We start from the raw sequence: 23,515 nt of genomic DNA, 5'->3' as shown, positions 1-23,515 counted from the left end.
GTGTCTAGTACTCCAGCCGTAGATCGTGATCGTTGCTGTCGGGGCCAGTCGAGAAATCTTCTCCTGGTGGAGTTGATGCTCGCTGGGCTGGTCTCTAGCCGGCCCGGTGCTCTGCGCCGTCTACTACGGAGCGGACGCAGGTCAGCCAGTCGTTCCACGCGGCGGGATCCGTTGTCCCGCCGTCTGCCTCGATGCCGATGTCTCCCAGGCGCGTGAGCAGGTCGTCCCCGGCGCGGTTCGCGAACTGCCACACGAACCGGGACATGGCCACGAAGGCCACGCGCTCGTCCATCGAATAGCGGCTCATCGCAACTCCCCTTCGGACGAAGCCCACACGCTGCGACTGTAATCGTGATCTTGCCAATTTAGGCACGAGCGTCTTGCTGGACGATCAAGCCGCCAGAGGTAACTTCCCACCAACCGCATCGGGAACGGCGCTCGACCCTTGTGCCGGCGGTCGAGCCGGTCGACGTAATGTCGGCGCTGTCACCAGGTGGCCCACACTCGGATGACGGGGGGCGAGTGGGTGGTCTATACGCCGGTTGTACGGCGATTGTACGGGCCACGCCGTACCGTTCTGCTGTCCAGACTGGCCCATCGGGGAGCACCCCCGTGCGCCCTGGATGCGCGGCAACGCACGACGCCCAAGCGGGACCGTTTATCCACACCCCGCGCGCGGCGACCCTCGCCCCACAGTCGTACTACTGGAGGATCTTGCCTCATGCGTAAATCCATCGTGGCCGCCGCGACGGCGCTGAGCGTTGTCGCGACCGGTCTCGCCGTGGCTGGAGTCGTCGTGCCCGTCGGGCCGGCGGCTGCGGCGCTCAGTGACGTTCCAGCGGACTGTAGCGTCTCCACCGCGGCGTACCGTTCCGATGGGCAGCGTCTCAGCTACGTGTACTCCGACAGGACGACCAGCACCAAGGCCTACGCCAACGACATTCTTGGCTGGGTGCCGTCGGCGCATCAGCAGATCGGTGCCTCTGGTGACGACACCAGCTTCCGCAGCACCGAGTACGCCGCCCATCCGACCGACGGCTGGCTCTACAAGGTGAGCCGCCAGGGCGAGTTGGTCGACGGCACCTGGAGAGTCACGGCGATCACCGCCAGCCGCTTCAAGAACGGGTTCGCCGATACCCGCATCCTTGCATCGGCGTCGCCGTACCTCTACCGCGTGGCGGGCACTTCGCTCTACCGCTACACGGAGACCTACGTGGACGACGTGTTTACGCTCTCCGCGCCGGTGAGGCTGACCACCACCGGCTGGGACGCGGTCAACACACTGACCTACGAGCGCAGCGGCGGAACGGGCAGCGCCGCCGTGGACGTGCTGATCGGTACCAAGGCCAACGGGGAGCTCAAGGAGTGGCGAGTCAACCGGGCCACCCCGACAACGATCACCTCGAAGGTACTGCGGGCGAGCGGCTGGGGATCCTTCACCAGCCTCAGCACGGGCTACTGTGACGCGCACCCCAACGGCCGGCCGCTGCTCGGGATCACCGCCGCCGGTTCGGCCTCCGTGCATTTCGACGCCCTGAAGACGGATGGAGTCGGCACGGACATCAAGGGTGGGTCCCTCGGCTCGCTCGGCTGGACCGCGAAAGCCTACGGTCAGTAGCGGGAGGACCTCCGTGAGTCCGTAGCTGTACTCGGACGGACTCGTCCGAACTCACGACGGCGCCGTGCCGACGATCCTGACCCGGGATTGTCGGCACGGCGCCGTTGTGAGTTCGAGTGAAACGCCGTCCAACGTCTTCAGTCCGTTCGCCGCGACACGCTACGTAGCCACGGGTGATCAGCGACCGGACGGCTGCCCGGACGTTGGCATCGGTCGCGATGACGCACACCTCGGACGGCGGGCCGAGATCGATGAGGCCGGTGCCCGGGCGCGACCGCAGGCCCCGGAGCCGCAGTACGGTGCCAACACAACACAACACAACCAACACGCCGACAACAGTGCCCACCAGTAGGGCCAGTATCTGAATACCTCAATCCTGCCCGCTTCAGCGGCGCCGAATTGTGTGTCTGGTCAGCGGCTGGCGAGTTCGGCGAAGATCGCCACCAGTTCGGGTCGGTCGAACGGGCCGACGTGGGGTGCCGCGATGCTTCGTACGTCGGTCGGGTTGTCCGGGGTGAGGCGGTCGGCCTCGGTGATGAACCGGTCCTGTAGCGCAGGTGGGATCAGCCGGTCGTGGGTGAAGCGCACGTACGTTCGGGGAATCCGGCCCCACGTGCCCGCTTCGCCGCGGGCATCGGCCAGCGGGATGCTGGCGGGTTCGTCAGGCTCGAGCGTGTTGAGCAGCCGGCTCACCGCCTCGTCGGTGAAGTCGCCGGCGAGGCACTGCTTGATGCCATCGAACACCGCCGGGTCGGCCGAGCGCCAGTTGATTCGGGCCACCCCCAGGATCGTCGGATCGGCGACCACTGCCTGGGTCACCAGGGGGAGCAGGCTGTCACTGTTCTCTGGAGTGGCAAGGTAGGCCGCCAAGTTCGGCAGGTCGACGCAGCAGTACGCCGCCATGTAGACGACCCGGTCGAGCAGTTCGGGGATGGCGTTGCCGACTCTACTCACGGTGACGCCGCCCTGGCTGGCGCCGGCCAGGATCACAGGCCCGTGGCGGCGAGTGCGGCGCACCACGTCCACGACGCGCTCGACGTAGTCGTCGATGGTGATCTTGGCGAGGGGCGACGGCTCGGTTGCCAGCCCTTCGAGGTCCTGCGGGGCTTGGTACGAGCGGGGGAAGAACCCTTCAGCTCCGTGTCCCGGAAGGTCGACGGCCACGCACCGGTGCCCCCGCAGGGTGAGTTCGGTGATCAGTCCCGAGCAGAAGTACGACGAGGAGTTGGTGCCGTGTACAAAGACCAGCGTCGGCGGTCGACGATCGCCGGTGGTGTCTTTCGTCGTCATCGAGATTCTCCCTTGTCGTTGTGGAATTGGTGGGGTGGTCAACGGCTCGGTTGGCGCCACATTGGCCATAGGGGTGGGCTGTCCGCCACGTGAACCGGTTCGCCGAGGTCCGCGAAGCCGTGTCGTAGGTAGAGGGCGCGGCTCCGCGGTGAGCTTGCCTCCAGGTACGCGGCGAGCCCGTCGGCGTCCGCTCGCTCCAACCGGTGGCGCAGCATCGCCGAGCCGAGTCCGGCGCCCTGCCGCCCGCCCACCACCCCCATGCACGAGAGGTAGAGGTGCGGTTCGCGACGGGGATGCCGCTCGGCCAGTGCCCGCCCGAGAGTCCGTAACCGCACGCCGTTCGCGCCGAAGATCGAGCTCTGGTCCATGTCGGGCGCGTTCGGATGTTCCTCGTCGGGTGCCTGGCCCGCAGGCAACGCCCGCCATACCGAGGCACCCTCGCCACGAGCGATCAGGTATGCCTCGGCGGCGCCCTGATCCAGTAGCTGACCGTAGAAGTACGACTGGAGACGGCCGCGCTCATCCGATGCGGGGAAGAGCCAGCAGGCGACCGGATCGTCCGTGAACGCCTCGGTGAGGACGTCCAAAACCGCCTGCCGGTCTGCGACATCCGTCTGCCGCACGAGCACGTACGGTGTATCTTTCGTCATGCGTACAACGTATCGCCGTTCCGGCGAAACCGGGTCCCTGCCGCCCAGAGAAGCAGAGTAAGTGTACTAGCCGGAGAAAGATTGACCTAGTACATTGCAGTCGGACGACAACCGCACCAGTAGATCGGAGGGCAGTCATGCCTTCGCCGACGCCGCGCCCGGATCCGCCGTACCGGCGCATCGTGGAGGAGCTTCGCGGACGAATCTTGTCCGGCGACCTGCGGCCGGGGGACCGCCTACCCTCCGTCCGGCAAATCGCGCAGCGGTGGGGCGTCGCGGTAGCGACCGCGACCAGAGCGATGGCGACTCTCCGTGACAGCGGGCTGGTCGAGACGACGGTCGGTTCCGGTACGGTGGTCAGCAACGACGCCCGCCGCAAGCACCCGGTCGGCCCGGCCGCGTCGCAGTGGCCACGGCAGGCCCGGGCGTTCAAGCAGCCACTGGGTCGGATGCACGTCCTGCGCGCCGCCATCGCGATCGCCGACGCCGAGGGACTCGACGCAGTGTCGATGCGACGTCTCGCGGTCGACCTCGGCGTCGGCCCGATGTCGCTCTACCGGCACGTGGCGAACAAGGACGATCTGGTGACGCAGATGGTCGACGAGGTCTTCGGCGGATCCGAACTACCCGACCCGGGACCACCCGGCTGGCGTGCGAAGCTCGAACTCGTCGCCCACCAACAGTGGGAACTGTGCCGGCGACACCTCTGGCTGCCCAGAGCCGTCTCGTTCACCCGTCCGGCGCTTGTGCCCAACATGATGGCGCACACCGAGTGGATCCTGCGCGCGCTCGACGGACTTGGGCTGCCCATGACGACACGGCTCCGCGAGGCGCTCACGCTCCACGGACTGGTCGCCACCGTCGCGCTGTCCATGGCGGCCGAGGTCGAATCGGAGCAGGAGACCGGTGTCACGCTCGACGGGTGGTTGCTGGCACAGCAGAAGCGAGCCAACCAGACGCTCGACAGTGGAAGATTCCCACTGCTGTCGACGATCCCGACCGAGACGGTGTCGGACCTCAATGGACTGTTCGAGTACGGTCTCGCAGGCCACCTCGATGGGTTCGCCACCCTGGTGGAGGATGCTGCCCGAGCGCGGTCATGAGGGCGCGACGGACCGTCGTCTGAGCGGCCGGCTTCCGACAGCCTGCAGGTCGTCTTGCCCCTAAGCAACATGCCCCGCGCCGCCGTTCCACGATCGACCGGACAAGCCCTGGCCGAACGAGAAGCTGGCCCGTCACGTTCAACTTCACGAGTCCACCCGGTGCTCCTCCCGCCTGGCTACAGACGGAAAGTGGGCCGGGCGGACCGTACGTTCGTGACCTCGGCACCCGGCTTTCGGCGCTCAGAAGCCCGGCTTTCGGCCGGTGGATGATCAGCAGCGGAAGGTTCGGTGAATTGGGTCGTATCGGGTTGCCGAGTGTGGAGCGAGCACCGCAGGGTTGGGGACCGACTGCGGTTCCCCCCAACCACGGAAGTGCATGCCTGTGCGTCTGCTGGCGTTCCTCGCCGCCCTTGTTGCCGTGTTCCTCGTCGCCGCTCCGGCGCAGGCGCAGGCGCACGTCCGCGCGACCTCGGTTGCGGTCGACCTGCGCAGCCAGGGCGACGGCGTCACGGCTGTCGTCGACGTGGAGTACGACGTCCTCGCCCGGCTGTTGAGCCTCGACGGTGCGCTGAGCCCGGACGCGGTCGGCGTGGACGGCGCGGCCGCCGAGGTGCCGACCGAGGCGCGGCGCAGTGCGCTGGACGCGCACGCGAGCGACGTGGCGACGTACGTCGGCGAGCGGCTGCGGCTGAGCCGCAGCTCGATCGGGTGTACCGCTAAGGACGATGCCCGCGTCGAACTCGCCGACTCCGGTGCGGTGCGGGTCGCGCTCGCCTACGACTGTCCGGCGTCCGGCGCGTTGACCGTCCGCAGCGACATCTTCCGCGTCTCCGACGGCGTCATTGACGACACGACCACGATGGTGGCCTACGACATCGGCGGCCGCCGCGGTGCGGTGTTGCTCGACACCGCCCGCACCAGTGTCACGGTGGGGCACACCGACCTGCTCAGCGAGATCCCGCGGTTCGTCCGGCTTGGGGCGGAGCACCTGCTCTTCGGGCTCGACCACGTGCTGTTCCTGCTGGCGCTGCTGCTGGGCGCGAAGCGGTTGCGCGACGTCGTCGAGGTCGCCACGGCCTTCACGGTCGCACACTCGGTGACCCTGGTGCTGGCCGCAGTCGGCTGGGTCAGCGTGCCCGGGTGGATCGTCGAGCCGCTCATCGCGCTATCGATCGCGTTCGTCGCGGTCGACAACCTGCTGTCGCCGAGGACGAGCCACCGGCTGCCCGTGGTCTTCGGCTTCGGGCTGCTGCACGGGCTCGGCTTCGCGGGCGCGATCAGCGTTGACGGCCCGCTGTCGGCCTCGACGCTGGCCGACCTGGTCTCCTTCAACGTCGGCATCGAACTCGTCCAGTTGACGATCATCGGGCTCGCCTTCCCGGGACTGCTGTTCCTGCGCAGGGCGGCGACCACGCCGGTCGCCGCTCGCGTCCTCACGCTCGGCACCGTCGCGGCGACAGTCGCCGTCGCTGGTGCCGGTCTGGTCTGGTTCGTCGAACGGTCGCCGATCCTGACCTGACACCCCGTTCCCACCCCCATCCGAAGGATCCCGATGTCCACGTTCAGCTGGACACGCGCGCGCCTGCGCGTCGTCCTGTACACCACGACGCTGGGGCTCGCCGCCAGCGTCGTGGCGGGCCCGCTCACGTCATACGTGGCGTACGCGATCGACCCGCCGGAAGCCACCATCAGTGGCGTCGTGTACGTCGACGCCAACGGCGACGGCGTTCGGAACGACGGCGAGGCCGGTCTGGCCGGCGTCCGCGTCTCCGACGGCGTCGTCGCCACCACGACCGCAGCCGACGGCACCTACTCTCTGACAATCTCGACCGACCGCCGCACGACCGACATCGTGTGGGCCACCCAGCCCCGCGGCTACCAGTTCGGCCTCGACGAGTTCAAGGAGCCCAGGTTCTGGGCCAACCTCGGCCAGCTCGTCGATGGCGCGACGCCCGCGGCGGACTTCGCCCTCGAGCGCGACCGGTTCTCCGACGGGGACAACTTCTCCTGGGCGAACATCGCCGACCCGCACGTCAACGCACAGCTGCCCGACCAGATCCGCGAGATCAACTCTACGGGCACGGACCTGCGCTTCATCGCGGTCAGTGGTGACCTCACCAACGACGCCAGCCAGGGGCAGTTCGACACGTATCGTCGCGGTACCCAGCAGTCGGGCGTCGGCGTGTGGCCGGCCGTGGGCAACCACGAGTACGCGGGCGGGTCGGAGTACGCGGCCAAGATCGACAACTATCGCAAGAACGTCGGTCCGGAGTGGTACTCGTTCAACTACGGCAACCGGCACTTCGTGGTGCTCGAGAACAACGGCTCGGCGCCGTTCGACGAGGAGCTGAACTGGCTCAAGGACGACCTCGCCGCGAACGTTCCGCTCGACCGCGACCCGCGCAACGACATTGAAGTCGTCGTCCTCACCCACCAGCCGATGAACGTCCCGTTCGGCTCGCCATCGACGTACGACGCCTTTGGTGACGTGCTCGAACAGTACAAGGCGCAGCTGATTCTGGTCGGCCACGAGCACTCCAACCACGTCGAGAACAACTCGGCGTTCGCCTCGACCGCCAAGCACATCCAGACCGTGTCGAGCTCCTACACAATCGACAACGCGCCCCGCGGCTTCCGCTACATCCATATGGCCGGTCCGGACTTCGACAACCCGTTCCGGATGTACGGCGAGAATGAGCACCTCACCATCGTCAGCCCCGCGCCCGACTCGAAGGTGCCAGCCGCGAAGTTCCCGGGCATCCAGGTCAACGCCTACGACACCGGCGACGAGGTGGTCTCGGCGCGCTACCGGATCGACGGCGCCAAGAACTGGATGCCGCTGCACCACAGCGGCGAGTTCACCTGGCAGAGCAACCTGCCCAACAGCCTGCAGAAGGTCGGTAAGCACCGCATCGACGTGATGGTGGTCGACGCGGCGGGCAAAACCTGGACCAAATCGGCGGACTTCACCCTCACCCGCGAGCCGGCGCTCAAGCCGGTCGCCGGCGGTGACTGGAACCAGCACCACGGCAACGAGGCCCACTCCGGTGTCGCGCCGGCACAGGAGGCCGGCCGCCGCCTGGCCTGGAGCTTCCGTACCGACGGCACCTTCCTCACCGGGTCGCCGGTCATCCACGACGGCGTCGTCTACGCAGGCACCCGCGACGAGAACGGAGACCGTAACAGCCGGATCCACGCCGTCCAGCTCAAGGACGGCAAGGAGTTGTGGAACTTCGAGGTGCCGCAGTCGATCCACGGCAGCCTCGCCTACGGCGACGGCTTGATCTTCGCGCCGACCCTCGGCTCGGAGCTCTACGCCGTCGACGCGAGGACCGGCAAGCTGCGCTGGAAGGCCCTGCCCGAGCAGGCACCGGCCCCGAACAACCAGCGCACCTACGGCTACTACTCGCCGGCCGTCTCCGGCCACACCGTGCTCTGGCCCTACCAGACCCGCTTCGGCATCGGCAGCCAGGGCGTCCTCAAGGCGCTCGACACCCGCACCGGGCGGCAGATCTGGGCCTCCCCGATGTCCGGCGCGACCATGAGCGACGGTACGCCCGCCGTCATGGACGGCACCGTTTACGTCGGCAACGAGACCGCCGACCGCGTGCTCGCCTACGACCTGGCCACCGGTGCCCGTAAGTGGACCGGAACCGAGTCGCTCGGCAGCTGGCAGGACGGCGTACCGACCGCGGCCGAGGGAAAGGTCTTCATCGGCGCCAACAACGGCATCGCCGCCCGTGACGCCAAGACCGGCGCGACGCTGTGGACCTACCGGAGCTCGCGCTCCTCGCTCGTCTCGAGCGGCTCGACCCCGAGCGCCGCGGCCGTCAAGGACGGCGTCGTCTACATGGGCTTCCCGAGCGGCGCCGTCGTCGCCCTCGACGCCCAGAACGGCAACGTTCTCTGGGAGCGGGCGCTGCCCGGCGACATCTACCACGGTGGCGTCATGTCCAGCCCGGTCGTGGCTGGCGACACGCTCTTCGTCGGCGCCAACAACGGCAGGTTCTACGCCCTGGCCACCGACACCGGCCAGATCCTGTGGAGCCACGAAATCGGCACCTGGGTGGGCGCCGGTCCGGCCGTCAGCGGCAACACCGTCGTGACGGGCGCCTGGGACGGCAACCTCTACGCCTACGTGCCGGGCGGCGAGTCCGCGCAGCGCTGGGCGACAGTGACCGGCACGGTCAGCGATCCGGAGACGGGCGCTCCGATCGCCGGCGCGAAGGTCACCGCCGTTGCCACCGGTCAGGACACCGCAGTGACCAGCACTGACGCCCGGGGCCAGTACCGGATCGGTCTGCCGGCGTCGACCTGGACCGTCACGGCGGCCAAGCGCGGCCTGATCGCCGACGACCGCTCGGCGGCCAGCGTCACGGTCCGCCTCACCGGCAACGCGACCGCTGACCTCAAGCTCATCAAGGTGATCCACCCGACCGCCGGCACGTCGACGTACGCGCCGGACTACGGCAACGGCAGCACGCGCACGGACGTCGTCACGGGCACGGAGTACTACTACCTGGCCAACAATAAGATCCGTGCCTCCGTGACGCCGTACGCCGCCGGCAACAACGGCATCGGCGGTCTGGGCCAGGGGGCGCTGTCGGACCTCATGCTCAACGACGCCAACGGCGCCGAGACCCTCGACTGGGGCGAGATGCTGCTGCGTCCGAGCCTCACGCCGCCCGACTCGTGGGACCGGCCGAACGACCAGCTCGATCTGCCCGGCCTCGCGGTCGACGGCGCTGCCGTGGTCGGCGACGGTCAGTACCGGGCGAACCCGGCCATCAAGGCGCAGGTCCGCTACGAGACTCTGCCCGACGCTCCGATCGTGAAGATGACGGTCAAGCTGACCAACACCGGCACGACGGGCTACCAAGGCTACTTCAACTACATGATCGACCCCGACAGCTCGGTCGACAACGGCCGGATCCCCGGGTTCAGCGGTACCAACCCGGGTCTGAAGACCTCGGGCTGGACCGGGAACTACGTCTACGTCGGTGCTGACGCGGCCACCACGAACGGCCAGGCCGCCCACGGTCTCGCGTGGGCACTGGACATGCCGACCGCGGTCGGTGCATTCGGCTACGTCGAGGGCCTCTACTACGACGCCACGATGGCGCCCGGTGCGACGAAGCAGTTCAGCTTCTACCACCTGACCGACTACGCGACCGCCGGTGGCGACCCCACGCGCAACATCGCGAATTGGGCTGACGAGATCGACCTGCACGACGCAGCTGTCCCGGATGCCGCTCGTGCGTCCGGCACCATCACCGCTGGCGGCGCCGCCGTCTCCGGTGCCCGCGTCGCCCTCGAGCAGGCCGGCACGGTGGTCGCGACCACGAGCACCGACGCCCAGGGCAAGTACCTCGTCAAGGCCCCGACCGGTCAGTACGACGTCCGGGTGTCCAAGCTGGGCTACCAGGCAGCCGCCGGCACGGTCACCGTGCCGGCGGTGGGCAGCGGCGTCGCCGACGTCGCGCTGAGCCCGGTCACGGTCGAGGCGAGCTACGGCAAGCAGATCGGCTCGGGTCTGGTCGAGGCGGGCTACGGCGACGTCATGCTCGAGAACGACAAGCTCTCGATGGCGATCGCCGACGCCTACAACGACTCGCAGCTCTCCGGTGGCACCCGCGGCAAGCCGGTCGACATCGCGGTCCGCGGCATGGCCGACCAGTTCGACTGGATCAACCTGCCCTACGTCTCGGCGACCCAGCCGACCGGCGATAGCGCGTGGGACAACCGGTCGGTGGCGGCGACCGACGTCCAGATCGTGCAGGCGACCGGCGACAAGGCCGTCGTCCGGGTCTCCGGGCCGGTTAAGGGCATCACGGGTCTGACGGCGACGACGACGTACACGCTGAAGCCGGGCGACAACTTCGCCATGGTCTCGACGGAGCTGAGCAACTCCGGCTCGGCTCCCCTCAGCGTGTGGACCGGCGACGCGATGGACCACGACGCGGCCGGCCAGGCCAGTGTCATCCCGGGTGCCGGCATCGTGACGCCGGGTGCGACGGCGGCGTACTCCCCGAGCAAGCCGTACATCGGCATGACCGGGACCGACCCGCAGGTCTTCGGTCTCGTCTACGGCACACCGGCCAGCGCCTTCGACGTCTACGCCGCGGGCAACTGGGTGATGAGTCGGTTCAACGTCGACGTGCCGGCGGGTGGTTCGTACACCCTCACTCGCAAACTGGTCGTCACCCCGGGCAACGACGCGGTGGGAATCCTCGACGGCGTCCCCACGCCGTAACGCACACGCACCCCACCACACGGGGCCGGCCCGGAATCCAACCGGGCCGGCCCCGTGCGCCGAGCCGACGATCCTGGCGGGATGTCCTGGCGGTGGACGGGTCGGTCCGTTAGGCAGCCCATACGCTGTCAGGGCTGGACGCGGTAGGACCGGTATCGGAGGTGATCATGTTGTACCCCTGCGAGCTCGTCAACGGCCCGCAACGGCACAACGAGTCGTGCCGTCCTCGCGGTCTCCGTCCATCCACGCAGCACGGCGAGCCAATCGATGCGGTCAGGCCGCTGCCAGGTGTGGAAGACGTTTGTGTCGGGGAAGAACGGCAGGCCGGGCTGGGCGGCGAGCTTCGTCAGGGCGTCGAGCTCGGCGCGTGCCAGGTCGAGCTCGCGGATCACGTCGCAGATGACCCAGCGGTACGCCTCGTTGCTCAGGCTCTGTTGCATTGAGCGTTGGCATGATCGAGGCAGACTTGAGCAGTGACGTCATCGAGCCAGCTTGCCCGTGGCTGCCTCCGAGGTCGGCGTTCGCCGGGTTCCGGTTCCCGCAAGAGGTGATCGTTGTCGGGGTGCGCTGGTACCTGCGATACAACCTGTCCTACCGGGACGTTGAGGAACTGCTGGTCGAACGCGGCGTCCAGGTCGACCACGTCACCGTCTACCGCTGAGTGCAGCGGTTCACGCCACTGCTGGCCGACGCCGCCCGATTCAGCCGTCACTCACCAGGCGACAGGTGGCACGTCGATGAGACCTACGTCAAGGTCAACGGAATCTGGCGCTACGTCTACCGGGCAGTCGACCAGTACGGGCAGGTCATCGACGTACTCGTCTCAGCCCGCCGGGACGCTGGTGCGGCTCGGCGGTTCTTCCGACGGGCGCTGTCGACGTTGAAGGTGACACCCCGCGAGGTCGTCACCGACGCCGCGCCGGTCTACCCCGGCGTGCTCGACGAGCTGATCCCGTCCGCGTGGCACCACGTCGAGCAGTACGCGAACAACCCGATCGAGGCCGATCACAGCCAGCTGAAACACCGGTTGAGACCGATGCGCGGGCTACGAACCGACAAGACAGCACAAGTGATCATCGTCGGGCACGCCTTCATGCAGAACCTTCGACGCGGCCACTACGAACTCGCCGTTGACGCCCCGCCCGTTCTGCGGGTCGCCGCAGCGTTCACCGAGCTCGCCCAAGCGATCTGATGACCGCGGACCCGACACCGGGTTCAACACATCCGCCGATCCGACAACGCAACGGCGCCTCCTCGGCGGGCACTGAGTCGTGCGCGGCGCCGCCCACTCCGGCGGCGCCGCACGCCGTCAACTCGGCAAGCAGGCCGTTGGGCCAATCTGCACCTCGCGCCGCGGCCACGCCCGTGGCCCCGGCGAGGTCACGTGCGGCTGACAGCGCCGAACAGGTAGCGCAGCTCGTCCAGCATGACGACCAGCACGCCGACGGCCAGCGCGGCGGCGCCGGCCAGGACCGCCTCGCCGGGGCGTACCGCACCGGCCGGCGCGAGCGCGCCGGCGACGGCACAGGCGACGAGGAACGCGTTGCGCCACACGTGGTGCCGGCCCAGGGGCGCGGTGGTGCGGCCGAAGCAGCGGCAGGTGCCGCCGCCGCGCCGCAGGTTGGCGACGATGGCGGCGGTGAAGGTGAGCAGCAGGGCGCCCGAGGCGAGGAACCCGGCCAGCGGGAACACCGCCAGCAGGACCACGGTGGTGAACTCGGTGGCGACCACGGCCGCGGCGAGCGGGCCGGCGGGCCGGTAGCCCATGTCGCGCACGGAGCGCGTGAACTCGCGGTAGGCATCGCGGCCGGAGACCTTCCCGACCGCCGCCGCCAGCAGGACCGTGCCGAGCAGCACCCGGCACCCGATCTCGACGTACATCTGTCATCGCCTCCCTCTGACCACGCCGAGGACCGCCTCGGGTGGCACCGCGCCGAAATGTCGCGAGTCCTGGCTGTGGGTGTTATCGCCCCGTACCGTCACGGCGCCGTCCGGTTCGATCCGGTGCACTCGTTTGACCATCCACGTCAGGTCTGCGGCGGGGACGACGTCGCGGGCACGGAAGACGACGAGGTCACCGACGGCGGGCGCCCGGCCGACGCGGACGATGAGCCGGTCGCCGTCCCGCAGCGTCGGCGCCATGCTCTGCCCGCTCACCACCACCAGGCGCCAGCGGCGGCGCAGCCAGCCGGTCATGTCGTCGCCAGCTGATAGCCGTCCGCCTGCAGGCGGAAGAGCCGGGCGTACTCACCGTCGGCCGCCATCAGCTCGTCGTGCGTGCCCGACTCGACGACGCGCCCGGCGTCCAGCACGACGATGCGCCGCGCGTCGCGCAGGGTGCTGAGCCGGTGGGAGATCAGCAGCCCGGTGCGGCCGTGGCGGATCCGGGTCAGCGAGGCGTGCACGCGGGTCTCGGCGTCCGCGTCGAGCCCGGAGCTGGGCTCGTCCAGGATGAGCAGGTCGGCGTCGGCGCGCATCAGGGACCGGGCGAGCGCGACCCGCTGCCACTGCCCGCCGGAGAGCGTCACGCCGGGCTCGCCGTCCTGGCCGGCGAAGGTGCGGCTGAGCAGCGTGGCGTACCCGTGGGGGAGGGCGCGGAGGCGGTCGTGGATCTCGGCGCGCGCGGCGGCCTCGGCGACCTGCTCGGTCGTGTGCGGCAGCCGGCCGATGCCGACGTTCTCCTCGGCGGTGAGGTCGTAGCACATGAAGTCCTGGAACACCGCGCCCATCCGCCAGCGCACCGTCTCGATCCGCAGCTCGCGCAGGTCCACCCCGTCCCACGTGATCCGGCCGCGGTCCGGGTCGTAGAACCGGCAGAGCAGCTTGACCAGGGTGCTCTTGCCGGCCCCGTTGAGTCCGACGAGCCCGACGGCCTGCCCGGCGGTGATCGTGAGGTCGACGCCCCGCAGGACCCAGGGGCCGTCCTCGTCGTAGCGGAACCACACGTCCTCGAACCTGATCGCGGTGCGCAGCGGCGGCGCCGGCAGGGTCCCGTCGACCAGGTCGGTGGGGCTGTCGAGGACGGCGACGTAGTGCCGGAACAGCCGCATGGCGGCGCCGGCCTCGCCGAGTTGGGCGGCGATGCCGGCCAGGCCGCTGTGCGCCGCGGCGAACGCGGCCAGCAGGAGGGTGAGGTCGCCGAGGCTGAGCCGGCCACGGACCGTGGCGTTCACCGCGAACACCGTTGCGGTGAGGGTCACCGCGGCGCCGGCCAACGCCCAGCACGCCTGCACCGTCGTGGTGTGCCGGGCCGCGGCCAGCTCGATCCCGGCGGCCGAGCGCACCGCGCGGATGAGCCGGTCGTGGAAGAACCGGCCGAGGTGGTAGAGGCGCACCTCCCGGGCGGCGCGCAGGTCGGTCAGCACGGTCTGGAACAGGAACCGGGCCCGGAACAGGCTGGCGCTTTCCTCCACGGCCCGCGCGGTCCGCCGGGACAGTCGCAGTTGGATGAGGAAGTCGGGCACCGCCACGGCGAGCAGGAGCAGACCGGCCGGCGGCCAGAGGGACGTCAGGATCACGGCGAAGCCGCCGATGGTGACGACGTTCTGGGCCGCGTCGACCGCGAACATGACGACCACGTACGGCGCCTGGGTGGCGGCCTGCTGGGCCAGCGCCAGCCGGTCGCGCAGGGCCGGCTGCTCGAACGGGCCCAGCCCGACGAAGGTGTTCAGTTTCCGGTACAGCCGCACGTCGGCGGCGATCGTGATCGCGTTCTGCAGGGCCGTGGTGAAGTATCCGGACACCCGGCTGGCGATCGCCGCCAGCGCGCCCAGGATGGCGATCGCCACGGCGTACCAGGTGGCGGTCGACGGGTCGGCCGAGCGGCCCCCGCCGACCTCGTCAAACAGCAGCTTGGTGAACCACGCGACGCCGATCGGGGGCGCCGCGCCGATGACGACGAGGGCGACCGTGGCGGCGAGCGCCCTGCGGTCCGCGCAGCCCAGTCGCAGGGCGGCTCGCAGCGTGGCCACGTCTCAGGCCAGGACCGGAAGCTGGTGGCCGGAGGTGACGACGACGCCGTCGACGACCGACAGCACGGCGGGGAAGCCCTTGACCCCGAACTCCTTCTCGGCCTGGTCCTCGTTGATGGTTGCCGTGTCGAAGTCGGCCAGGCGGGGCGCCATCTCCACCGTGTCCTCCGGCATTCCGATCATGAACACGAAGGTGTCGTGGCGGTAGCGCCGGGCGTCCGCGGTGAGGGTGTCCAGGATGGTCTGGCACGGTGGACAGGTGGGGGTCAGCATGACCACCGTGCGCCGACCGGCGGTCAGGTCGACGTGCGGGAAGCCGGTGACCTTCAGGCCCGGGGCGGGCAGCACCTCGGGGGCGGCCCCGCCGTCGTGGGCGGTGGCGGTCTGCGTCTCCCGGAGCCGCCGGGCCAGGGCCAGGGTCAGGACGAGGTTGAGCACGGCGACAGCGCCGATCACGGCGATGGCGGCGTAGGCGAAACCCGGCATGAAAACTCCTCAGCGAGTCAGCGGGGGGGGGGTGGGGGGCGCGCCGACGGCGCGGCCCCCGAGGATGAGCCAGGTCAGCAGGCGCCGACCTTCTTGGTGTAGCAGATCGGCGACGACGTCGTGACCGAGCACACGCCGGTGCAGGACAGGGTGCTCCGCCGGTAGTAGCGGAAGTACGAACCGCCCGAGCAGTAGCCGTTGGACACCGCGCAGCACGACTGGCCGTGCTCCGGCACGCAGGCGCCGGCCACCTCGCGGCCGAGCACCTTGCTGAGCATCGCGTCGCCGACGCGGTTGATGAGCTTGGTCATGGCAGACCTCCTTGGTGGGTGACTGCCATCACTGTGCTGGGTGCCGCTGCGCGCGCCCTGCGCTCCTACTGCGCGCCGACTGCGCTCCGCCAACGCGTCAACGATTCGCGCAGGTCGTCGGCGTACGCGGAGTCGAAGTGCTCGAAGATCTGCAGCGCCTCCTCGCCCAGCGCGACGGCCCGGTCGTGCCTGCCGAGGGTGGCCTGCGCCCGCGCGAGCAGGTGCAGCGAGTTCGCCAGCGGGAACGGCTGCCCGACGCCGCGCAGCATCGCCACCGAGCTCTCCAACTCCACCACCGCCCGGTCCGCGTCGCCCTCCTCGAGGTGCGCCTTGCCGAGCAGCCGCCGGGAGATCGCCTCGCCCCACTCGTGACGCAGCTCGTGGAACGCCAGCACCGTACGCCGCAGCAGCCGCCGTGCTGCCTCGCCGTCGCCGGCCGCGAGGTGCGTCGCGGCCAGCGCCTGCTCGGCCGTGGTCATGCTCATCCGGTCGCCGAGCCGGCGCGCGGCGGCCACCGCCTGCCGAAGCTGCTCCACGGCTGGCGGCCACTGCTCGGCGTGCCGGTGCAGCAGCCCGATGGTCTCCCGCGCGAGCGTCTCGCCCCACAGGTCGCCGTCGTCGACGAAGACCCGTAGGGCCGCGGCGCAGGCCTCCAAGGCGAACGGGGAGGTGAGCCGGTACTGCCCCTGCTGCATGCCGAGGGCCAACAGCACGTGCCCGCCGACGCGGCCGACCGGCCAGTGCGCGGCGCACAGCCGCACCATCACCAGGAGTGCGGCGTCCGCCTCCCGCAACCTACCGAGGTGGCGGCAGCACAGCGAGTAGCCCTGCAGGGCGACGAGGCGGTGCGCCACCCACCGCCCGCGGCCGGCCCGCTGCGCCGCGCGCAGCAGCGGCACGGCTTCGGCGTGCCGGTTCAGCGACCGGTACGCCGTGCCCAGGTGCAGCCGCAGCGACATCCGGGTCGCCGACGGCAGCTCGGTATGGTGGTCGAGCACGGCGCGCAGACAGTCGACCAGTTCGGGCAGGTGTTGGCTGCGCATCGTCGCGAAGTTGCCCATCGTGCAGGCCAGCCGCCCCGCTAGGTCGACGGCGCCCAGCCGCAGCAGGTCCTGCACCGCCGCGACCAGGTTCTCCCGCTCCGCCTCGAACCAGTCGACGGCCTCCCAGGCGTCGAGCGCAGGCCCCGCGTCGGCCACCGGCAGAGCCCCGCAGGGCAGCGACGCGTCGGCCCGCTCGGCGTACGCGTGCAGCCGTGCGTACCAGGCGACGACCTCGTCGACGGGGACCTCGGTGCGTTCCCGGGCGACGAGCCTGACCAGGTCGTGCATGCGTACCCGGCCGCTGACGTCGTCGGTCAGCAGGTGGGCCCGGCACAGCTGCTCCAGCAGCGGCTCCGTGGTCTCGTCCCACACGCCGAAGCTGCGCAGCGACGTGCGGCTGAGCACCGCGAGCAGCCGCGCGGCGGGCTGCGGCAACCGCTCGAACCCGACGGTGAAGCTGCTGCGCACGTCGAGCCCGTCGAGGGAGAGTTCGTCGAGGCGGCGTCGCTCGTCGCGCAGCCGCTCGCGCAACCGCGCCACGGTCATCGCCTCCCGCTCGGCCAGCCGCACGCCGGCGATTCGCAACGCCAGCGGCAGGCGACCGCACAACTCCACGACGTCGGCGGCGGCCCCGGCCTCCCGGTCGATTCGCTCGCCGCCGGCGAGCCCGGCCAGCAGGTCCAGGCCGTCGTCGATCGGCAGCACGTCGAGCGGGACGACCTCGGCGCCCGCCAGCCCCGGCAGCGCCCCCGTGCTCGTGACGACAGCGCTGCCGCCGGGCGGCAGCAGCGGACGCACCTGCGTCGCGTCCGCCGCGCTGTCCAACATCACCAGCAAGGTCTGGTCGGCGAGCACGGAGCGGTACAGCGCCGCGCGCTCCTCGGCCGCCGCCGGGATGGCCTCGCCGGCCACGCCGAGGGCGCGCAGGAACGCGCCGAGTACCGTGCCGGGCTGCGCCGGTTCCGGGGTGTTGCCGCGCAGGTCCGCGTAGAGGCACCCCCCGGGGAAGCGGTGCCGGCTCTCATGGGCGGCGCGCAGCGCCAGCGTGGTCTTGCCCGTTCCCGCCAGCCCGGTCACGACGATCACCTGGGCGACCCCGGCGACCGTCGGTGTGCGCCCCAGCAACGACAGCAGCAGCCCAAGCTCCTTGTCCCGCCCGACGAAGTCACCGGTGACTCCGGGAAGCTGGTTGGGGCGCACCCACCCCCGCGGGGGCGTCTCCTGCTCGCTGCCGAGGATCTCCCGGTGCAGTTGCCGCAGCTCCGGCCCCGGGTCGATGCCGTGCTCTTCCGCCAGCACCCGGACTCCGGCCCGGTACACGGCGAGCGCCTCCGCCTGTCGGCCGCTGCGGTGCAGGGCCACCATCAGCTGGCCGCGCAGCCGCTCCCGCAGGGGGCGGTCGCGGACCAGCGTGGTCAGCTCCGGCACGAGTTCCCGGTGCAGGCCGAGCGAGAGCAGCGCCTCGGCGCGCAGCTCTGTCGCGTGCTCGTGCAGCTCACGAAGCCGATCGCGCTCGTACTCGACGAGCCGCGACCCGACGTCGACGAACGCGTCGTCGCGCCAGCGCGCCAGCGCCCGGTCGAGCAGCTCTACGGCGCGGCGGGCATCGGCGGTGGCCGCGGCGGCCCCTACCTCGGCGGCGAACTCCGCCGAGTCGACGACCGCCTCGGGGTTCAGCTGGTAGCCGGGCGAGCGGGTGAGGATCAGCTCCGGCTTCGCGCCGCGGCGGACCGAGGCGACGACCGCCTGGACCCGGTTGCGCGCCCCCGTGGGCGGATCGTACGGCCAGAGCCCGTCGATCAGGCGGTCGACGGAGACGATGCGTCCGTGGTGGGCCGCCAGGCTCGCGACGAGTGCCCGCTCCAGCGGGGCGAGCGACACGGCCACCCCGTCGACGCTCACGTCGATCCGCCCGAGGATGCCGATCCGATACCCGCGCACGGCGCAAAGCTAGCGCGGTCTGCGTCCTTCGTGACCGGACGTCCGGAACCCTTTCGGCGCGGAAAGCGCTTGTCACGACGTTCCGGCCCGAAGATCGTGACTAGAGCCACTGTCGGCCCGGTCGCGGGTGGCCGGTCCGGCGCGGTCACCGCGACGGGACCCTCACGCACCGTGCCGATCGGGTGTCATGCCGGGCCGGCGTCCCGTGTACTGCGGGGGCGGGGTCGTAGCGCGAGCCGTCGTCAGGACGCCGTGCGGAACCGGCGATCTTGGGAATCGTCCATTGTGGGATGATGGCTGCCCGTGCGCGCGGTCTCCGCGCGCCAGAGCAATTGGAGGTACGGGTGCGCGGATCAGCGCGACGACTGGCCGTCTCGATCGTTGCCGCTACCGTCGCGGCGGTGGGGCTCGCCTCGCCCGCCCGGGCGGCGACGAACCCGTTCACCGCGGCGCAGGCGTGCAACAACGACTTCGGTGGCTCGTGGGCCTACGCGAGTGACGGCCACCGGTCGATCAACGCCTCCGACGGGACGAAGGTGGGCGACGTCTACCTGTTGTACAACGGCGCGACCGGCTACAACTGCGTCGTCACCCTCAAGCGGGTGGCCCTCGGCTCGACGACCGGGCTGGCGGCGGGCATCCGGGTGGAGGGCGGTTCCTGGGTCGAGGACTCCGGGAACTACAAGTACTACGCCGCCATCCAGCGCTCCGCCGTCGATAAGTGTGTGATGTACCGCGGCGAGGTCATGTACTTCACCAGTTGGCAGGTCGCCGGCCGGTACAGCTGGGGCAACTGCGGCTGAGCCCTGGACACGACCATGCCCGGCCGGTGCACCGGCCGGGCATTTGCGATCGCTTCGGTCAGATCAGCCAGCGGTTCTTCTGCACGAAGGGCAGCTTGGCCCACTGCCGACCCAGGCCCCAGGTGTGCCCGGCGTAGGTCAGGGCCAGCACGACAGCACCGATCGCGTAGACGAAGTGGTAGTCGGTGACGGGGTTAGTGGAGCCGCTCGGCTTGCCTGCGCTGGTGTGCTGGGCGAGCGGCCATTCAGCTGCCCACATCATGGCCATCATGACGCCGGCCGCCGCCGCGGCCAGGCGCATACCGATGCCGAGGAGGAGCGCGAGGCCGATACCGAGCAGGCCGAGCATGAACGCCCAGTTGGCCCAGGCGTCGCCGGCGATGCTGTGGAAGAAGCCCTGCAGCGGTCCCACCTCGACATTGGTCAGGAAACCCTTGGTCGGTGACCCACCGTTGACCCACGACTTCGCCGCAGGCGTCGCGTAGCCAAAGCCGAAGGTCTTGTCCAAGAACGCCCACAGGAAGACGAACCCGGTGGAGATTCGCAGCACGGCGAGGGCCCGGGCGGCGGTCTTGGTGAGCATGGCCCCGGGCGCCTCGACGTGTTCGAGGTGCGCCGCGTGGCTACGGTCGATGGTGGTCATCGTTCCTCCTCCATTGTCTCTTCCGCCCCTGACTCTGCTCCGGTCGACGCTTGGCCGCCCGGGTCGAACCACCCGACTCGCACGGGACCAAAGTCCTGGCCGCTCGGCCGAGGTGCGAGGGTGTCACGGCAGCGGTTGCGCGTTCCCGGACACGGCGGCACTCCGTTCGGCGAGATGGCGTTTGACAGGAATGCGGTACAGCAACCTGGTGGCGCTGGGCGGCCCGACGTCGTCGAATCCTTCTGTTGTCGGCCCCCGGCACCACCGACCCGGGGCAGCACGGACAAGCCGGAGTGTCCTTGGGACCTGAGTTGAGGAGGCTGTATGAGTGGCCTCATCAGCCACCGGCTGGATCTGCCCTGCCGCATCCAGGGAATCGGGTTCCCCGGCCTGAGGGCCGTGCCATAAACTCCGCCGATGCTTGAGGTGTCGGGGGACTTCGAGATCCACATTACGGCTCACGCTTCTCAGGCCGAGACGCTGCGGGCGTTCGCCACCGAGCATGGTGTGAAGTTCGTCCATATTATGCTCGACCGCGGCGCGTACGTCTCTCAACCGATGCTCACCCTGACCGGGCGAGGCACGCTGACCGAGCAGCAGGACGCGGTGCAGCGTTGGAAACGCGAGTTGCGTAGGGCGGGAATATACCCGTGCCGTTCGAAGATCGAGGCGGCGCCATGGTGTACCGGCGTACCGCAGTCAGACGTGCAGGCGGCAGCCGAGCCGGGTGGCCGGTACTTCGAGCATCACGTCAAACTGCTGCTACCCAGCACGGCGGTGGCGGATCTGGTGGCTCTCACCGATCTGGTCGCGCCGCACGGGGCGCGGCTGTCCCGCAACGCCCGCCGGCAGTTTGCCGACGGTGCGCAGGAGCGGTTCGTCAACCAGCGCTGTCACGGTGTCGGGCTCGCCACGGCCAGGCAGCGGCTAGACGAGCTCATCGAGACCCTCCAGGTCGCGGGCCACGAGCCCACAACCGTGGAGCAGGAGTACGTCGTCTTCGACAGCGACCTGCGCCACGACCACGGCTGGCTGGACTCACCCACACCGGGCGCGAGCGCTTGGGCCCTGGAGCGCGAGAACAAGATGAGGTCCGCCCCGGCCGACTCCCCGGACTACCCGCCGACCTACCAGCCACTACCCGCCGACTCGACGGTGCGCCAGCGGGCGGCGTTCGACCCAGCCCTGAAGCAGTACCCGAACGCCTACCGCGCCGGCGAACCCGACTTCCTCGTTGCGACCACTGGCCAGCTGTGGACCGATGCCCGACGCGCCGCCATGCGCCACGTCTTGGCGGCCATCGCCGCAACCACCTCGGGTCAGCATCTGGTTCTGCGCGGCAGCGTCACCATGGCGGCCTGGGTCGGCGATGCCGCCCGCGAGCCGGGCGACCTCGACTTCGTCGTCACCCCGCACACCATCACCAGCGACAGCACCGACGCGCGGACGCTGCTCGATGACATCAAGGCCGCGATCCGAACCTCAACGGCCGCTGGCGTGCAACCAGACCGGATCACCGAGTCCGCCATCTGGACGTACGAACGCGCGGACGGACGCCGCCTGCTCATCCCGTTCAGCACCCCGGAGGCACCGCCCGGCCACGTACAGATGGACATCGTCTTCGGCGAACACCTTCCTCTCCCACCAGAGGCGCTGACCCTGCCCGACGTCGACAAGCCGTTACTGGCCGCGCCCGCCCCGCTGGCCCTGGCGTGGAAGCTGCTGTGGCTGGCCACCGACACGTACCCGCAAGGCAAGGACCTCTACGACGCCGTCCTGCTCGCCGAACACACCACCGTCGACCAATCCCTCGTCCGCCAGCTCATGCGACCGGAACTCGGCGCTGAAGCCGATACATTCGGGGCCGAGACCGTGCTGTCCTGGGATGTCGACTGGTCCAACTTCACCGACGAGTACTCCGGAATTACGGGCACCGCCGAGCAGTGGGCCAGACGGCTCGCACTGGCCCTCGACCACACCTGGACCTGACCAAGCAAGAACAGGTCGACAGGACCCCTGGCACTCGCTTCATCCGGCTGTCGTAATAGTTGGAAGCGCGCGACAAGCGGCAGAAGAGCGTACGCAACAAGGTGCCGGCTGTGCCGGTCTGTGATGGCGGCTTCGGTACGAGGGGTGTCTGGCGACCGACTGGGGTCAGATTCAGTCGGGTAGCGTCTCACTGTGTATCAGGCGATCTTGCTGGACGTGTACGGCACGCTCGTACACGATGACGAGAGCGCGGTCAATGACGTCTGTGTGCAGGTAGCAGATTTGATCGCAGTCGATCCGTCTGCTATCGCGGTGGAGTGGTCCCGACGGCTGGAGGCCAGCGCCGAGATGGCGTATGGGGCCGGTTTTCGCAAGCTCGCAGACCTGACGCTCGGCAGCCTCACCGAGGCTGTGGCGAACTTCGGGGCATCCGTGGAGCTTGAGCCGATCTGCCGGAAGCAGCTGAACTCCTGGCGTCATCCACCGTTGTACGACGACAGCCGGCCGTTCCTCGATGCTGTGAAGGTGCCGGTGTGCCTGGTCTCCGACGTCGACCAGGACGACCTGACGGCGGTGCTGCGGTGGCACGGCATCGCCGTCGCCGCCGCAGTGACCAGCGAAGAAGCCCGCGCATACAAGCCCCGCCCTGAACCGTTCCAGCTCGCGCTGGCCCGCCTCGGCCTGGGCCCCGGCGACGTGATCCACATCGGTAACTCCGCATCGTCCGATGTCGCCGGAGCCGCCGCTCTGGGTATCGACACGGCATTCCTCGACCGCGATGGAGGCGGCCCGCCGCCGGGGGTCACGGCAACCTACACCGCAGCGACGCTGACGGCGCTGCTGCCCCAGGTGTTGCCATGTTGAAAATCCTGGTCAGCGGCTGTCTGGGCGGCGCACCGATCCGGTTCAACGAGACCGGCGTGCCGGCCGCCTCTCCGATCTGGCAGCGCTGGGCTTCTGAAGGGCGCCTCGTGTCGCTGTGTCCAGAACTGGCCGTCGGATTCCCGGTGCCGCGCCCGCCAGCCGAGATCGTCGGCGGCAGCGCGGCCGACGTCCTCGACGGCCGCGCCCAAGTACACGAAGCATCGGGCCGTGACGTCACCGAACTGTTCCAGGCGGCGGCGCAGCGGGCGGTCGACAAGGCACTGCAGGCCGGCGTCGGGCTCGCCATCCTGGTCGAGGGCAGCCCTACCTGCGGTAGCACCTACGTTCACGACGGAACCTTCACCGGCGTCACCGTCGCTGGGCGTGGCGTCGCGGCCGAGGCGTTGCGCCGCCGGGGCATCCCTGTCTTTCCTCACTACGACCTGGACAGGGCAGCGGCTGCTCTGGCGGAGCAGGAACGGCAGCACGGCAACAGCTGACGCCCGCTCGTCGCAGCGTGCGGTATCACCTAACGCACTCACATCGACAT

At 69.7% G+C, this 23,515-nt stretch carries 19 protein-coding genes and 1 pseudogene; 9 read left to right on the top strand and 11 right to left on the bottom strand.

The features are described 5' to 3' along the window. Positions 1-94: 94 nt before the first annotated feature. Positions 95-307 carry a hypothetical protein gene (locus tag QSK15_RS22195; RefSeq protein ID WP_285796085.1) on the bottom strand — a complete coding sequence of 71 codons (213 nt, stop codon included), beginning with the start codon at positions 305-307 and terminating at the stop codon, positions 95-97. Between the two features lie 429 nt (positions 308-736). Between QSK15_RS22195 and QSK15_RS22190 the strand changes: the two genes are divergently transcribed. Then, positions 737-1,618 carry a hypothetical protein gene (locus QSK15_RS22190; RefSeq protein WP_285796084.1) on the top strand — a complete coding sequence of 294 codons (882 nt, stop codon included), beginning with the start codon at positions 737-739 and terminating at the stop codon, positions 1,616-1,618. A 411-nt stretch (positions 1,619-2,029) separates the two neighbouring features. Here QSK15_RS22190 and QSK15_RS22185 read toward each other — a convergent pair whose 3' ends face one another. Together QSK15_RS22185 and QSK15_RS22180 are read right to left on the bottom strand one after the other, a co-directional pair. Then, positions 2,030-2,908 carry an alpha/beta fold hydrolase gene (locus QSK15_RS22185; protein ID WP_285796083.1) on the bottom strand — a complete coding sequence of 293 codons (879 nt, stop codon included), beginning with the start codon at positions 2,906-2,908 and terminating at the stop codon, positions 2,030-2,032. Positions 2,909-2,946: 38 nt separating this feature from the next. Then, positions 2,947-3,558, bottom strand: coding sequence for a GNAT family N-acetyltransferase (locus tag QSK15_RS22180; RefSeq protein WP_285796082.1), 612 nt, complete (start codon positions 3,556-3,558; stop codon positions 2,947-2,949). 137 nt (positions 3,559-3,695) lie between these two features. Here QSK15_RS22180 and QSK15_RS22175 point away from each other — a divergent pair, with 137 nt between their 5' ends. The 3 genes from QSK15_RS22175 to QSK15_RS22165 all read left to right on the top strand — a co-directional run bounded on the left by QSK15_RS22175 (position 3,696) and on the right by QSK15_RS22165 (position 10,914). After that, positions 3,696-4,661, top strand: coding sequence for a GntR family transcriptional regulator (locus tag QSK15_RS22175; RefSeq protein WP_285796081.1), 966 nt, complete (start codon positions 3,696-3,698; stop codon positions 4,659-4,661). A 376-nt stretch (positions 4,662-5,037) separates the two neighbouring features. Continuing rightward, positions 5,038-6,180 (top strand): HupE/UreJ family protein, encoded by a 1,143-nt coding sequence (locus QSK15_RS22170; RefSeq protein WP_285796080.1) that lies wholly within the window; start codon positions 5,038-5,040, stop codon positions 6,178-6,180. A gap of 33 nt (positions 6,181-6,213) precedes the next feature. Beyond that, positions 6,214-10,914 (top strand): outer membrane protein assembly factor BamB family protein, encoded by a 4,701-nt coding sequence (locus tag QSK15_RS22165; RefSeq protein ID WP_285796079.1) that lies wholly within the window; start codon positions 6,214-6,216, stop codon positions 10,912-10,914. A 128-nt stretch (positions 10,915-11,042) separates the two neighbouring features. On the opposite strand, the gene QSK15_RS22160 is transcribed toward QSK15_RS22165, so the two are convergent. Continuing rightward, the gene (locus tag QSK15_RS22160) at positions 11,043-11,354 is read right to left on the bottom strand and encodes a hypothetical protein (RefSeq protein ID WP_285796078.1); all 312 of its coding nucleotides are present in this window, start codon (positions 11,352-11,354) and stop codon (positions 11,043-11,045) included. 62 nt (positions 11,355-11,416) lie between these two features. Between QSK15_RS22160 and QSK15_RS22155 the strand changes: the two are divergent. Continuing rightward, positions 11,417-12,106, top strand: a pseudogene (locus QSK15_RS22155) (IS6 family transposase). Between the two features lie 188 nt (positions 12,107-12,294). On the opposite strand, the gene QSK15_RS22150 reads toward QSK15_RS22155, so the two are convergent. The 6 genes from QSK15_RS22150 to QSK15_RS22125 all read right to left on the bottom strand — a co-directional run bounded on the left by QSK15_RS22150 (position 12,295) and on the right by QSK15_RS22125 (position 18,666). After that, positions 12,295-12,795 (bottom strand): MauE/DoxX family redox-associated membrane protein, encoded by a 501-nt coding sequence (locus QSK15_RS22150; protein WP_285796077.1) that lies wholly within the window; start codon positions 12,793-12,795, stop codon positions 12,295-12,297. A 3-nt stretch (positions 12,796-12,798) separates the two neighbouring features. Then, positions 12,799-13,110: a S24/S26 family peptidase gene (locus QSK15_RS22145; RefSeq protein ID WP_130402197.1), complete on the bottom strand. Its 312-nt coding sequence runs from the start codon at positions 13,108-13,110 to the stop codon at positions 12,799-12,801. Continuing rightward, positions 13,107-14,885, bottom strand: coding sequence for an ABC transporter ATP-binding protein (locus QSK15_RS22140; protein ID WP_285796076.1), 1,779 nt, complete (start codon positions 14,883-14,885; stop codon positions 13,107-13,109). Before QSK15_RS22140 ends, QSK15_RS22145 begins: the two co-directional genes overlap by 4 nt. Before the next feature lie 3 nt (positions 14,886-14,888). Beyond that, positions 14,889-15,371, bottom strand: a complete 483-nt coding sequence (locus QSK15_RS22135) for a thioredoxin domain-containing protein (protein WP_285796075.1) — start codon at positions 15,369-15,371, stop codon at positions 14,889-14,891. A 74-nt stretch (positions 15,372-15,445) separates the two neighbouring features. Beyond that, positions 15,446-15,682: a hypothetical protein gene (locus QSK15_RS22130; protein ID WP_130402191.1), complete on the bottom strand. Its 237-nt coding sequence runs from the start codon at positions 15,680-15,682 to the stop codon at positions 15,446-15,448. Positions 15,683-15,747: 65 nt separating this feature from the next. After that, the gene (locus QSK15_RS22125) at positions 15,748-18,666 is read right to left on the bottom strand and encodes an AfsR/SARP family transcriptional regulator (RefSeq protein ID WP_285796074.1); all 2,919 of its coding nucleotides are present in this window, start codon (positions 18,664-18,666) and stop codon (positions 15,748-15,750) included. A gap of 344 nt (positions 18,667-19,010) precedes the next feature. Here QSK15_RS22125 and QSK15_RS22120 point away from each other — a divergent pair, with 344 nt between their 5' ends. Beyond that, complete coding sequence (locus QSK15_RS22120; protein ID WP_285796073.1) at positions 19,011-19,469, top strand: hypothetical protein; 459 nt, start codon at positions 19,011-19,013, stop codon at positions 19,467-19,469. A gap of 58 nt (positions 19,470-19,527) precedes the next feature. Here QSK15_RS22120 and QSK15_RS22115 read toward each other — a convergent pair whose 3' ends face one another. Then, complete coding sequence (locus QSK15_RS22115) at positions 19,528-20,112, bottom strand: DoxX family membrane protein (RefSeq protein ID WP_285796072.1); 585 nt, start codon at positions 20,110-20,112, stop codon at positions 19,528-19,530. 417 nt (positions 20,113-20,529) lie between these two features. Between QSK15_RS22115 and QSK15_RS22110 the strand changes: the two genes are divergently transcribed. The 3 genes from QSK15_RS22110 to QSK15_RS22100 all read left to right on the top strand — a co-directional run bounded on the left by QSK15_RS22110 (position 20,530) and on the right by QSK15_RS22100 (position 23,465). After that, positions 20,530-22,101, top strand: coding sequence for a nucleotidyl transferase AbiEii/AbiGii toxin family protein (locus QSK15_RS22110; RefSeq protein ID WP_285796071.1), 1,572 nt, complete (start codon positions 20,530-20,532; stop codon positions 22,099-22,101). Between the two features lie 192 nt (positions 22,102-22,293). Beyond that, on the top strand, positions 22,294-22,965 hold the full coding sequence (locus QSK15_RS22105; RefSeq protein ID WP_285796070.1) for an HAD family hydrolase: 672 nt from the start codon (positions 22,294-22,296) through the stop codon (positions 22,963-22,965). Next, positions 22,959-23,465, top strand: coding sequence for a 2-thiouracil desulfurase family protein (locus QSK15_RS22100; protein WP_285796069.1), 507 nt, complete (start codon positions 22,959-22,961; stop codon positions 23,463-23,465). The genes QSK15_RS22105 and QSK15_RS22100 overlap by 7 nt, the downstream gene beginning before the upstream one ends. Positions 23,466-23,515: the final 50 nt, after the last annotated feature.

This window comes from Micromonospora sp. NBRC 107095 (assembly GCF_030269705.1).
GTDB lineage: Bacteria > Actinomycetota > Actinomycetes > Mycobacteriales > Micromonosporaceae > Micromonospora > Micromonospora parva.
This window is presented reverse-complemented; position numbering and strand designations above follow the sequence as displayed.